Raw genomic sequence first — 12,265 nt, 5'->3', positions numbered from 1 at the left:
GGCCGAACGGCGAGGTCCCCGCATCCCTGTCAGGGGTGCGGGGACCTCGCCGCGCGTCACCGGCCGGCGCCGGCCGACGGGCTCGGGCCGGTGTTCACCGACGGGCTCGGCGTCGCGTTCACCGCCTCCGCCGGGGCCGTGCTGACCGGCTTGCCCAGCGCGCTGTGCTTCACGTACTCGTCGAAGCCGATGTTCCAGTCGCCGAAGCCGTTGCCGAACGGCTCCATCTCGTGGCCCTTGCTGTTGACCACCTGCACGATGTCACCGACGCGGGTGTTGTCGAAGAACCACTTCGCCTCGTCAGTGCTCATCCCGGTGCAGCCGTGGCTGACGTTCTCCTTGCCCTGCGCCCACACCGACCACGGCGCGGCGTGGACGTACTCGCCGCTCCAGGTGACCCGGGTGGCCCACTTCACGTCCAGGTCGTAGGCCTCGCTGCTGCCCGCCGCGATGCCGATGGTCTCGCTGCTCATCCGGACGTCGGACTCCTGGCCCAGCACCACCTTGACGCCGTTGCGGGTGTCGAAGCCGGGCTTGCCGGTGGTGACCGGGATGGTCTTCACCACCTCGCCGTTGCGCTTGTACGTCAGCTGGTCGGTGCCGGCGTCGACCAGCGCCTCGACCCGGTCGCCGGTGCGCAGGGCCAGGCTCTGCTGCTCGCCTCCGTAGACGCCGTCGGAGATCCGGATGCCGGGCAGGTCGTAGGCGAGCTTGACGGTGGTGTTGGCGGGCCAGTACTCCTGCGGCCGGAAGTGCAGGTTCTCGTCGTCGACCCAGTACCAGGCGCCGGTGACCGCGGGCTGCGAGGTGACGGTGAGGCCGCGTTCGATCTGCTGCCGGGCCGCCGGGTCGGTGACCGCCTCGGAGAGTTTGACGGTGAGCGGCTGGCCGACGCCGTAGACGCCGCTGCCCGAGCTGTCGGGGCCGAGCTCGGCGGTGACGACGTGCTGCGCCTCCGCGGTGCTGAAGGTGGCGTCGGTCTCGCCGTGGCCGCCCTTGCCGTCCTCGGCCGCGACCTTGACGGTGTACGCGGCCCCGGCCCGGAGCGGGTCGGTGGTCTGCCAGTGCTGCTGGTCTGCGGCGAGCTCACCGGCCACCGGTTTTCCGTCGGGGCCGGTGACGGTGACGGCGGCGAGCCTGTTGCTGCCGTCCGTGGTGACGCTGAACGCCTTCGCTGGGTCGGCCTTCTCCCCGGCGGCCGAGGTGTGGATCAGCGGGGCCACGTCGATCTGACGGGCCGTTTCCTTCTCCGACGTGCCGCCGGACGAACAGGCGGCGGCGGGGGTGAGCACCAGCATCGCGGCCAGTGCGGTCCGGCGGGAGCCGGATATCCGAGAGCCCTTCAACGGAACCTCCCAGGGGTATGAACCTGCCCAGAGCCTAGGAAGACGTCACCCGGTCGGCACTCCGGGTAACCCGGGCGGGGGATGACGCCCGGTAACCCGGGGAACGACGGCGGGGGGGGGGGGCCCCCCCGGGGGGGGGGGCCCCCCCCCGGGGCGGGGGGGGGGGGGCGGGCCCGGCCCCCCCCGCGGGGGGGGGGGGGGGCGGGGGGGGGCCAAAACACCCCCCCCCCACCCGACACCCCCACCCGGGGGCCCCCCGGGGGTACCCGGGGGGGGGTGCTCCCCCGCGGACCCGGGGGCCCCGGCGGGGGCCGGGCCCCCCCGGGGGGGGGCCCCCCCCCCGCCGTGCGGCTCGCGCGGCTCGCGCGCTCCGGAACCTACTGGTTCTGGTTCTCGCCGCGGTAGAACTCGAAGACCCAGCCGAACAGGCCGATCAGGATGATCGGGAGCGACCAGTACAGCAGCCACCAGCCGAAGATGACGCCCAGGAAGGCCAGCGCGCCACCGATCGCCAGGGAGAGCGGCTGCCAGCTGTGCGGAGCGAAGAAGCCCACCTCGCCGGCGTCGTCCGAGACCTGGGCCTCGGGGTTGTCGCCCGCACCGGTGTCCACCCGCTTGGCGGTGAACGCCAGGTAGAAGCCGATGAAGGCGGCCAGGCCGAAGGCCAGGAAGAGCGCGGTGGTGCCCGCGGCCTCCAGGCCGTGGTCCGACTTACTGGTCCAGACCATGTAGGTGATGGCGATGGCCAGGATGAACACGGCCAGACCGGCGAAGATCTTTCCCTGTTCCTTCATCGGGCGTCACCCTCATTCTTGCCCTTGCCCAGCGACGGACGGTCGTACTGCGCGGGGGTCACACCCTCGAAGTGCTTGGCCGGCTCGCCGTGGTTCTCCAGGTAGTCCAGCGCGGCGATCTCCGGGTGGTGCAGGTCGAAGGCCGGGGACTCGGAGCGGATCCGCGGCAGGGTGGTGAAGTTGTGCCGCGGCGGCGGGCAGGAGGTCGCCCACTCCAGCGAGCGGCCGTAGCCCCAGGGGTCGTCGACGTTGACCTTCTCGCCGTACTTGGCGGTCTTCCAGACGTTGTAGAGGAACGGCAGGATCGACAGGCCGAGCAGGAACGAGCCGATGGTCGAGACGGTGTTCAGGGTGGTGAAGCCGTCCGAGGCCAGGTAGTCGGCGTAGCGACGGGGCATGCCCTCGGCGCCCAGCCAGTGCTGGACCAGGAAGGTGGTGTGGAAGCCGACGAACAGCGTCCAGAAGGTGATCTTGCCGAGGCGCTCGTCCAGCATCTTGCCGGTCATCTTCGGCCACCAGAAGTGGAAGCCGGCGAACATCGCGAAGACGACGGTGCCGAACACCACGTAGTGGAAGTGCGCGACGACGAAGTACGAGTCCGAGACGTGGAAGTCGATCGGCGGGGAGGCCAGCAGCACGCCGGTCAGGCCGCCGAACAGGAAGGTGACCAGGAAGCCGACCGTCCAGAGCATCGGGGTCTCGAAGCTCAGCGAGCCCTTCCACATGGTGCCGACCCAGTTGAAGAACTTCACACCGGTCGGGACCGCGATCAGGAAGGTCATGAACGAGAAGAACGGCAGCAGCACCTGTCCGGTCACGTACATGTGGTGCGCCCACACCGTCACCGAGAGGCCGGCGATGGCGATGGTCGCGGCGATCAGGCCGGAGTAGCCGAACATCGGCTTGCGGCTGAACACCGGGATGATCTCGGAGACGATGCCGAAGAACGGCAGCGCGATGATGTAGACCTCGGGGTGGCCGAAGAACCAGAACAGGTGCTGCCAGAGCAGCGCTCCGCCGTTCGTCGGGTCGAAGACGTGCGCCCCGAACTTGCGGTCGGCCTCCAGGGCGAACAGCGCGGCCGCGAGGACCGGGAAGGCCAGCAGGACCAGCACGGCGGTCAGCAGGACGTTCCAGACGAAGATCGACATCCGGAACATCGTCATGCCGGGCGCGCGCATGCAGATGATCGTGGTGATGAAGTTGACCGCGCCGAGGATGGTGCCGAAGCCGGAGAAGGCCAGACCCATGATCCACATGTCGGCGCCGACGCCCGGCGAGCGGACCGCGTCCGACAGCGGCGAGTAGGCGAACCAGCCGAAGTCGGCCGCGCCCTGCGGGGTGACGAAGCCGGCCACCGCGATGACCGAGCCGAACAGGTACAGCCAGTAGGCGAACATGTTCAGGCGCGGGAAGGCGACGTCGGGGGCGCCGATCTGGAGCGGCATGATCCAGTTGGCGAAGCCCGCGAACAGCGGGGTGGCGAACATCAGCAGCATGATCGTGCCATGCATGGTGAACGCCTGGTTGAACTGCTCGTTCGACAGGATCTGCGTCCCCGGACGGGCCAGCTCGGCACGCATGACCAGGGCGAGCACGCCACCGATCAGGAAGAAGGCGAACGAGGTCGCCAGGTACATCGTGCCGATCGTCTTGTGGTCAGTGGTGGTCAGCCACTTGATGATCGCGTTGCCCGGCTTGCGCACCCGCGGAGTCCCCGAGGTGACGGCCCCGGCTCCCCCACCGGCCGCGGCGGGCTCGTTGAGGATGGTCACTTCTCTTCACTACTTCCCGTGGTGGGGAGGATGCCTGCGGGAACCGCGCCGGCCTGGCCCTTGTCGCGGAGGTCCTTGAGGTGCTGCTGGTAGTCGGCGGCCGACACGACCTTCACGTTGAACAGCATCCGCGAGTGGTCGACACCGCAGAGCTCGGCGCACTTGCCGCGGTAGGTACCGAGGGCGGTCGGGGTGACCTGGAACTCGTTCACCACGCCGGGCACGACGTCCATCTTCATCATGAAGTTGACGGGCCAGAAGTCGTGGATGACGTCGTTCGAGGTCAGCCGGAACTTCACGGTCTCGTTGATCGGCAGGTAGAGCGTCGGGGGCTCCTTGGTGCTGCCGACCTCGTACGCGGCGGTGGTGCTCGCCGGGTCCGGGATCTCGGAGTTCTCGTAGTTGAACGCCCAACTCCACTGGAAGCCCACCACGTTGATGGTGTGCTGCGGCTTGGCGTCGACCTTCGTCAGGGTGGCCTCGTCGCGGGCGACGAAGTAGAACAGCACCGAGACGATGACGAGGGGGACCGCGGTGTACAGCGCCTCGATGGGCACGTTGTACCGGGTCTGAGCGGGGACCTCCACCTTGGTGCGGCTGCGCCGGTGGAAGAACACGCTCCAGAGGATCAGACCCCACATCAATGCACCAACAACCAGAGCCGCGATCCACGAGCCCTGCCACATGTGAAGGACCAGCGGGCCTTCCTTGGTGACGGGACTGGGGAGGCCAAGCCTGGGCAGGTCGTTGGCCGAGCAGCCGGTGGCGGTCGCGATGACGAGGCCCAGTGCCAGCGCCTGAGGCAGCTTCCGCCGCATCGTGCGCCGCGGCGAGCGGTCGGAGCCGTTGGGACTCACGTAGCGCCTTCCCGAAGTCTCGCCCGCGAACGCACCACCGGGAGGAGCCTGTTGTCAGGGTCTCCTCGGCGGTCCGGCCACGGGCACGGTTTGAATGCTTATGCGGGCCAAACGCTACTCCATCCTTATGCGGCACTCACGGGCAGCCCCTGGTAACGCGCCGCCCGGCTACCCGTTCGGCACCCCGTGGGGTGAACCACCCCCGCGGGACGGATGGAGTCGCAGGTCATGGCGGACATCCGAGCCTCTCACGACCGAACGGGCGACCGTACTGCGACACGCGGGTGACGGCCCGTCGGCCGCCCCGCGGCAGCGGGAGGAATCACCCCGTATGGGGCGGCCCCCGCGTCGTCTACGGTGGCCGGGTGCCCTACTTCGACGCCGCCTCCACCGCCCCGCTGCACCCCGTCGCCCGGCAGGCCCTGATCGCCGCCCTCGACGAGGGCTGGGCCGACCCGGCCCGGCTGCACCGCTCCGCCCGGCAGGCCCGGATGCTGCTGGACGCCGCCCGGGAGACCGTCGCCGAAGCGCTCGGCGCCCGGGCCGACGAGCTCTCCTTCACCGCATCCGGCACCCAGGCCCTCCAGTTGGGCGTCCTCGGCGCCCTGCGCGGCCACCGCCGCCGCGGCGCCCACCTGGTGCACTCCGCGGTCGAGCACTCCGCCGTCCTGCACACCGCCGAGCGCTGGGAGGCCGACGGCGGGGCCGTCACCTCCGTCCCGGTCGACCGCCACGGCCGGGTCGACCCGGCGGAGTTCGCCGCCGCGGTGCGCCCCGACACCGCGCTCGCCGTGCTGCAGTCCGCCAACCACGAGGTCGGCACCCTGCAGCCGGTCACCGAGACCGCCGCGCTGCTGGGCGACGTCCCGCTGCTGGTCGACGCCGCGCAGAGCGCCGGACGGCTGCCCGTCCCGGCGGGCTGGTCGGTGCTGGCCGCCAGCGCCCACAAGTGGGGCGGCCCGGCGGGCGTCGGGGTGCTCGGCGTCCGCAAGGGCGTCCGCTTCTCCTCCGCGCTGCCCGCAGACGACCGCGAGGGCGGGCGGGTGCCGGGCTTCCCCAACGTGCCCGCGATCGTCGCCGCCGCGGCCTCGCTGCGCGCCGTCCGGGCGGAGGCCGAGGCCGAGGGCGCCCGGCTGCGGGAGCTCGTCGAGCTGATCCGCCACCGCGTCCCGCGACTCGTCCCCGCCGTCGAGGTGGTCGGCCACCCCGAGCTGCGGCTGCCGCACCTGGTGACCTTCTCCTGCCTGTACGTGGACGGCGAGGTGCTGCTCACCGCGCTCGACCGGGCGGGCTTCGCGGTCAGCTCCGGCTCCTCCTGCACCTCCAGCACCCTGACGCCCAGCCACGTGCTGGCCGCGATGGGCGTGCTCACCGAGGGCAACCTGCGCGTCTCGCTGCCCGCGGGCACCACCCGCGCCGAGGTGGAGGCCTTCCTCGGCGTGCTGCCCCGGGTGGTCGCCGAGGTGCGCGCCCCGCTCGGCCTCGACCTCGACCTTCCGGCGGCCGACCCGGATCGAAGCCAGGCCCCGGACCCCGCCCCGGACCTGGTCCTCGACACGCTGGGCAAGCGCTGCCCGATCCCGGTCATCGAACTCGCCAAGCGCATCGGCGAGGTCGCCCCCGGCGGCCGCGTCGCCGTCCTGTCCGACGACGAGGCGGCCCGCCACGACATCCCCGCCTGGTGCGAGATGTGCGGCCACGCCTACGCGGGCGAGGCCCCCGCCGAGCAGTACGGGGGCGCCCGCGGGACGGCCTACCTGGTGCAGCGGGCGTGAACCGCCCCGGCCCGGGTCAGACGGTGATCCGGGTGCTGATCTCCTTGGCCGCCTCGGCGCCGTAGGCCGCCTCGAAGCGCTCCAGGAAGTGGCCGCCGCGCAGCTCGTACTCCTGGGTGCCGACGGTCTCGATCACCAGGGTGGCGAGCATGCAGCCGATCTGGGCGGCGCGCTCCAGGCCGAGCTCCCAGGAGACGCCCGCCAGGAAGCCGGCCCGGAAGGCGTCGCCGACGCCGGTCGGGTCGACCTTGCGCTCCTCGGCGGGGCAGCCGACCACGACGTCGGGCTCGCCGCGGCGCTGGATGCGCACGCCCTTGGCGCCGAGGGTGGTGACCCGGGTGCCGACGCGCTCCAGGATCTCGTCCGCGGACCAGCCGGTCTTGGACTCGATCAGCGCGGCCTCGTACTCGTTGGTGAAGAGGTAGGCCGCGCCGTCGACGATCTCCCGGATGTCGTCGCCCTCCAGGCGGGCGAGCTGCTGGGAGGGGTCGGCGGCGAAGGCGTAGCCGCGGGTGCGGCACTCCTGGGTGTGGCGGACCATCGCGGCCGGGTCGTCCGCGCCGATCAGGACCAGGTCGAGGCCGCCGACCCGCTCGGCGATCGGCTGGAGCTCGATGTTGCGGGCCTCGGCCATCGCGCCGGTGTAGAAGGACGCGATCTGGTTGTGGTCCTGGTCGGTGGTGCACATGAAGCGGGCGGTGTGCCGGGTCTCCGAGATGTGCACCGAGTCGGTGTCCACGCCGTGGCGGTCCAGCCAGCTGCGGTACTCGGCGAAGTCGCCGCCGGCCGCGCCGACCAGGATCGGGTTCAGGCCCAGCACGCCCATGCCGAAGGCGATGTTGGGGCCGACCCCGCCGCGGCGGATGTCCAGGGTGTCGACCAGGAAGGACAGCGAGACCGTGTGCAGCTGCTCGGGCACCAGCTGGTCGGAGAAGCGTCCGGGGAAGGTCGTCAGGTGGTCGGTGGCGATCGAGCCGGCGACGGCGATGCGCACGAGGTCTCCTCTGGCGGCCCGGCCGTGGCCGGAGCTGCGGGCAACAACCCGCCTACGGTACCCGCACCGACCGGGTGCTACCGATCGGTAAGGCTGTCTTCCGGCCGTGCATCGGCCTAGGGTCGCCAGTACGGGGGCCGGACGCGGCCCCCGTCCAGTCCGCGGCGCCGTGGCCGCGGCACGGCGATCGGAGCTGGTGCGCGCATGGTGATCGATCACTCCTCCGGGTGGCGGGCGGGCCGCCGCCCCGAGGCCCCCGAGGCCGAGACGCTGGCCGAACTGCTGGACTCCTCACGCCGGTTGGGCCGGTTCTGGCCTGCCACCGGCCCGCTCCCGGCGGTCGCCGCCCCGCCCGCCCCGGTCGTCCGGGTGCCGGTCGCGGCGCGCCGGGTGGTCGCGGGCATGCCGGAGTACGGCGGCTAGAGCAGCCGACGGAACCGGTTTCCTCCGGGGCACGTCAAACCGGCGCGGGGCCGCTCCCGGCGGCGCCGCACGACCCTCGGGAGGAACGCAGATCATGGACGACAGCACCGCAGCCGTCTCCACCAAGGCCCCGTACGCGCGCCGGGCGGCCGCCGCGCTCGCCGGTGCGGCCCTCGCGGCCGGCCTGCTGACCGCGTGCGGCAGCTTGGGCACGCCCGCCACCGCGACCGCCAGCCCCGTCCCCGGCAGCTCCGTGCTCTCGCCGTCCGCCAGCCCGTCGCCGTCCGCGTCCGCCCCGGCGGCCGCCGACCCGACCGCGGCCGCGAGCCCGCAGCCCTCGGCGGCGCAGTCGACCACGCCCGGGATAGCCGTCGGCGAGCACCCGCCGACCGCGGTGAAGATCCCGGCGACCGGCTACCGGCAGGACGGCCCGACCCAGCTGACGGTGTTCTTCACCGCCGGGGTCTGCGACAAGTACGGCGTCCGGGTCGAGGAGGACAACCCGCCGGTGGTGCGGCTGCGGGTGGTGATCACCCAGACCGCCGAGCCCGGCAAGGCCTGCCCGATGGTGATGAAGGAGCAGCAGGCCACCGTCACGCTGCCGAAGCCGATGACCGGCGGCGCCGTGGTCGACACCGCGACCGACCAGCAGGTGCCCCCGCAGAGCGGCGTCGCGGGCGGCGACCCGCGGTAGGCCCCCGGAACGCCGCGAGGGCGGCTCCCCGTGCTGGGGAGCCGCCCTCGGGCGTGCCGGGCCTCGGAAGGCTTAGCTGAACGAGTCGCCGCAGGCGCAGGAGCCGGTGGCGTTCGGGTTGTCGATCGTGAAGCCCTGCTTCTCGATGGTGTCCACGAAGTCGACGGTGGCGCCGCCCAGGTAGGGGGCGCTCATCCGGTCGGTGACGACCTTGACGCCGTTGAAGTCCTTGACGACGTCGCCGTCCAGCGAACGCTCGTCGAAGAACAGCTGGTAGCGCAGGCCCGAGCAGCCGCCGGGCTGCACGGCGACGCGCAGCGAGAGGTCGTCGCGGCCTTCCTGCTCCAGCAGGCCCTTGACCTTGGCCGCGGCGGCCTCGGTGAGGAGGATGCCACTCTCGACGGTGGTCTCGTCCTGGACGGTCATGCTTACTCCCGGTCTGTGACGACGGTGATCCGCCAGTGCCAACCAGCGGCCCCCCGGATTCATTTCCGGGAGGTGGTGCGTTCGGGGGACTTTTTTCGTCGCCCACTCCCCCACGTACCCCATGCTCGCACACCGGGCGCGGTGGGTCACCGCCCGCTTCGGCAAACCGCTACCGCCCGCGCACCGGGCGCAGCAGGATGTGACGGGTGATCATTCGTCAGCTCAGGGACACCGCAGAGGACGCCGAGGCCGTGAACCGGATCGCCGTGACGGCCTTCCGCGACCTGGACCAACGGCCGCCGGACGAGGAGCAGGGCCCGGTGGACGTGCGCCGCGGCATCCGCGGGGCGGCCCGCACCCGCCACCTGGCGGTCACCGACCCGCAGGGGTGCTGGATCGCCGAGCAGGACGGCGAGGCGGTCGGGGCGGCGCTGTCGCTGCGCCGCGAGGGGGTGTGGGTGCTGCCGCTGTTCGTGGTGCTGCCCAGCGCGCAGGGGCGGGGCGTGGGCCGGCTGCTGCTGGAGCGGGCCACCGCGTACGGGCGGGGCTGCCTGCGCGGCATGCTGTGCGCCTCGCCGTCCCCGGCGGCGGCCCGGCGCTACCGGCGGGCCGGGTTCACGCTGCACCCGACGATGCGGCTGACCGGGCGGGTCGACCGGGAGCGGCTGCTGGACCCGGGCGAGATCCCGGTGCACGCGGGCAACGCGACGCACCTGCACCTGCTCGACTCGGTCGACCGCCGCCTGCGGGGCGCGGCGCACGGGCCCGACCACGCGTTCATGCTGGCGCACTTCGAGGAGCTGCTGGTCGCGGACACCCTGGCCGGGACGGGCTACTGCTACCGGGACGGCGGCGAGGTCCAGCTGCTCGCGGCGACCTCCAAGCGGATCGCCGTCCGGCTGCTGCGGGAGGCGCTGGCCCGCGTCCCGGTCGGGACGGAGGCGAGCGTCTCCTTCCTCACCGCCGAGCAGGAGTGGGCGGTGGACGTCGGCCTCGACCTGGGGCTGTCGCTGTCCACCCGCGGCTACCTGGGGCTGCGCGGGATGCGACCGCCGATGCCGTACGTCCCCAACGGGGGGTACCTGTAGCGGCGTTCGGGGGCCCGGAGCGGCACGGGCCCCCGGCAGGAGCGCCTACTCCATGGTGGCGAGGATCTCCCGGACCATCTCCATCGTCGTCCCCGGGTGCAGGAAGGCGAAGCGGGCGACGGTCTCGCCGTCCCAGCCGGTGGGGGTGACGAAGCCGGTCTGGTCGGCGAGGAGCTGCCGGGACCAGCGGTAGTAGTCGTCGTGGGTCCAGCCCTTGCGGCGGAAGCAGACGGCGGAGAGCTGCGGGTCGTGGAGGAGTTCGAGGTGCTCGGTGTCGCGGATGAGCTGCGCGGTGTCGCGGGCCAGCCGCAGGCCGGCCTCGATGGCGTCGGTGTAGGCCTGGACGCCGTGGACGGCGAGGGAGAACCAGAGCGGGAGGCCGCGGGCGCGGCGGGTGAGGTGGTAGGCGTAGTCGGTGGGGTTCCACTCGTCGCCCTCGGTGTGCAGGACGTCCAGGTAGGAGGCGTCCTGGGTGTGGACGGCGCGGGCCAGGCGCGGTTCGCGGTAGAGCAGGGCGGCGCAGTCGAACGGGGCGAACAGCCACTTGTGCGGGTCGACGACGAAGCTGTCGGCGTGCTCGATGCCGTCGTAGCGGTGGCGGACGGAGGGGGCGAAGAGGCCCGCGCCGCCGTACGCGCCGTCGACGTGGAACCAGAGGTCGCGCTCGCGGGCGACCTCGGCGATGCCCGCGAGGTCGTCGACGATGCCCTCGTTGGTGGTGCCCGCGGTGCCGACGACGGCGACGACGGTCTCGGGGCGCGGGTCGGCGGCGAGGGCGGCGCGCAGGGCGGCGCCGGTGAGGCGGCGGTCGACGGCGGGGACGAGGAAGGGCTCGACGCCGATGATGTTGAAGGTGTTCTTGACCGAGGAGTGCACCTGGTCGGCGACGGCGATCCGCAGCCGGGCCTCCGGTCCGACGCCGAGGCGGCGCCGGGCGGTGTCGCGGGCGACGACGAGGGCGGAGAGGTTGCCGGCCGAGCCGCCGGAGACGAAGGTGCCCCCGGCGCTGGCGGGCAGGCCGGCCCGGTCCGCTATCAGGCGCAGGACCTGGTTCTCGGCGGCGATCGCGCCGGCCGCCTCCAGCCAGGAGATGCCCTGCAGGGAGGCGCAGGAGACGACCATGTCGAAGAGCAGGGCGGCCTTGGTGGGGGCGCAGGGGATGAAGGAGAGGTAGCGCGGGCTGTCGGCGGAGATGACGGCGCGGGAGAGCTCGTGGTCGTAGAGCTTGAGGACGTCGGCGGGGTCGTTGCCGTGGTCGTTCAGCAGCCCGGCGAGGGCCTCGCGCAGGTGGGTGCCGTCGCCGGGGTGGTCGAGCGGGACGGGGTCGTACTGCAGGCGTTCGCGCATGTAGTCGAAGACGAGGTCGACCAACTCGTTGTCCGGCTTGTGCATGCGGTCGGGGGCTGCGTACACGGGTGTCCTCTTCGCTGCGGGCTGGTGCTGGGGGCAAGATCAGCGTAGGCAGCGGGGGTGGGCGGGCGCGCGTCGGAACGGGGCCGTCCGGGGCCGGTTTCCTGCGTGTTCGGGCGGGGTCGCGCAGGAAAGCTGCGTCAGATGAGTTGGGAGAGGACGACGGCGGAGCGGCTGCGCTGGACGCCGGGCTCCTTGCGGATGCGTTCGATGACGGCTTCCAGGTGCCGGGTGTCGGCGGCGCGCAGGTGGACGAGGGCGTCGGGGTCGCCGGTGACCGTCCAGGCGGCGGCGACCTCGGGGAACTGGCGCAGGGTGGCGAGCAGTTCCTCGGGCGAGGTGCGGGCCCGGCAGTAGACCTCGACGAAGGCCTCGGTGCGCCAGCCGAGCAGGGCGGGGTCCAGGACGACGGTGAAGCCGCGGACCACGCCGCGCGCCCGCAGCCGGTCGATCCGGCGGCGGACGGCGGTGGCGGAGAGGTTGGTGAGCAGCCCGATCTCGGCGTAGGAGGCGCGGGCGTCGCGGCTGAGGTGCTCGATCAGCAGGCGGTCGGTGTCGTCGAGCGCCTGCTGGCCGGACTCGGGCGGCCGGTGGGTGCTGATGGCGGGCTCCACGGGTGGTGCGGGTGAGGGTGGTGAGCCGTGGGTGGCACGGCTGCGCGGAGCCCATTCTCGCGGACGGCT

General features: G+C 72.5%; 12 protein-coding genes. 4 read left to right on the top strand and 8 right to left on the bottom strand.

The window, feature by feature from the left end; translation table 11 throughout:
• Positions 1 to 56: 56 nt before the first annotated feature.
• The 4 genes from ACFY00_RS01385 to coxB form a co-directional block, all read right to left on the bottom strand.
• Positions 57 to 1,298 (bottom strand): Ig-like domain-containing protein, encoded by a 1,242-nt coding sequence (locus tag ACFY00_RS01385; protein ID WP_388026564.1) that lies wholly within the window; start codon positions 1,296 to 1,298, stop codon positions 57 to 59.
• Positions 1,299 to 1,723: 425 nt separating this feature from the next.
• Entirely contained in the window at positions 1,724 to 2,140 is a 417-nt protein-coding gene (locus tag ACFY00_RS01380; protein ID WP_388026093.1) for a cytochrome c oxidase subunit 4, read from the bottom strand.
• Positions 2,137 to 3,915 carry a cytochrome c oxidase subunit I gene (ctaD, locus tag ACFY00_RS01375; RefSeq protein ID WP_388026091.1) on the bottom strand — a complete coding sequence of 593 codons (1,779 nt, stop codon included), beginning with the start codon at positions 3,913 to 3,915 and terminating at the stop codon, positions 2,137 to 2,139. Before ctaD ends, ACFY00_RS01380 begins: the two co-directional genes overlap by 4 nt.
• The gene (gene coxB / locus ACFY00_RS01370) at positions 3,912 to 4,772 is read right to left on the bottom strand and encodes a cytochrome c oxidase subunit II (RefSeq protein WP_388026089.1); all 861 of its coding nucleotides are present in this window, start codon (positions 4,770 to 4,772) and stop codon (positions 3,912 to 3,914) included. Before coxB ends, ctaD begins: the two co-directional genes overlap by 4 nt.
• Before the next feature lie 365 nt (positions 4,773 to 5,137).
• On the opposite strand from coxB, the gene ACFY00_RS01365 reads away from it, so the two are divergent.
• The gene (locus ACFY00_RS01365; protein WP_388026087.1) at positions 5,138 to 6,547 is read left to right on the top strand and encodes a cysteine desulfurase/sulfurtransferase TusA family protein; all 1,410 of its coding nucleotides are present in this window, start codon (positions 5,138 to 5,140) and stop codon (positions 6,545 to 6,547) included.
• Between the two features lie 16 nt (positions 6,548 to 6,563).
• Here ACFY00_RS01365 and ACFY00_RS01360 read toward each other — a convergent pair whose 3' ends face one another.
• On the bottom strand, positions 6,564 to 7,541 hold the full coding sequence (locus ACFY00_RS01360; RefSeq protein ID WP_388026085.1) for a carbohydrate kinase family protein: 978 nt from the start codon (positions 7,539 to 7,541) through the stop codon (positions 6,564 to 6,566).
• A 204-nt stretch (positions 7,542 to 7,745) separates the two neighbouring features.
• Between ACFY00_RS01360 and ACFY00_RS01355 the strand changes: the two genes are divergently transcribed.
• Both ACFY00_RS01355 and ACFY00_RS01350 read left to right on the top strand, forming a co-directional pair.
• Entirely contained in the window at positions 7,746 to 7,964 is a 219-nt protein-coding gene (locus ACFY00_RS01355) for a hypothetical protein (protein ID WP_388026083.1), read from the top strand.
• Positions 7,965 to 8,058: 94 nt separating this feature from the next.
• A complete protein-coding gene (locus ACFY00_RS01350; RefSeq protein ID WP_388026081.1) occupies positions 8,059 to 8,658 on the top strand; it encodes a hypothetical protein in 600 nt (199 codons plus the stop codon).
• A gap of 72 nt (positions 8,659 to 8,730) precedes the next feature.
• Here the strand turns inward: ACFY00_RS01350 and erpA are convergent, their stop codons facing one another.
• Positions 8,731 to 9,084, bottom strand: a complete 354-nt coding sequence (gene erpA, locus ACFY00_RS01345) for an iron-sulfur cluster insertion protein ErpA (protein ID WP_030460963.1) — start codon at positions 9,082 to 9,084, stop codon at positions 8,731 to 8,733.
• A 206-nt stretch (positions 9,085 to 9,290) separates the two neighbouring features.
• Here erpA and ACFY00_RS01340 point away from each other — a divergent pair, with 206 nt between their 5' ends.
• The gene (locus ACFY00_RS01340) at positions 9,291 to 10,172 is read left to right on the top strand and encodes a GNAT family N-acetyltransferase (RefSeq protein ID WP_388026079.1); all 882 of its coding nucleotides are present in this window, start codon (positions 9,291 to 9,293) and stop codon (positions 10,170 to 10,172) included.
• Positions 10,173 to 10,217: 45 nt separating this feature from the next.
• Here ACFY00_RS01340 and ACFY00_RS01335 read toward each other — a convergent pair whose 3' ends face one another.
• Positions 10,218 to 11,585 carry a pyridoxal phosphate-dependent decarboxylase family protein gene (locus ACFY00_RS01335; protein ID WP_388026077.1) on the bottom strand — a complete coding sequence of 456 codons (1,368 nt, stop codon included), beginning with the start codon at positions 11,583 to 11,585 and terminating at the stop codon, positions 10,218 to 10,220.
• Between the two features lie 137 nt (positions 11,586 to 11,722).
• Positions 11,723 to 12,196, bottom strand: a complete 474-nt coding sequence (locus ACFY00_RS01330) for an Lrp/AsnC family transcriptional regulator (protein ID WP_388026075.1) — start codon at positions 12,194 to 12,196, stop codon at positions 11,723 to 11,725.
• Between the last annotated feature and the right edge of the window lie 69 nt (positions 12,197 to 12,265).

It is taken from the genome of Kitasatospora sp. NPDC001540 (assembly GCF_042894345.1).
In the GTDB taxonomy this organism is placed as follows: domain Bacteria; phylum Actinomycetota; class Actinomycetes; order Streptomycetales; family Streptomycetaceae; genus Kitasatospora; species Kitasatospora phosalacinea_C.
Note: the sequence above shows the minus strand (reverse complement) of the source record. Positions and strands in the feature narration are given on the sequence as shown.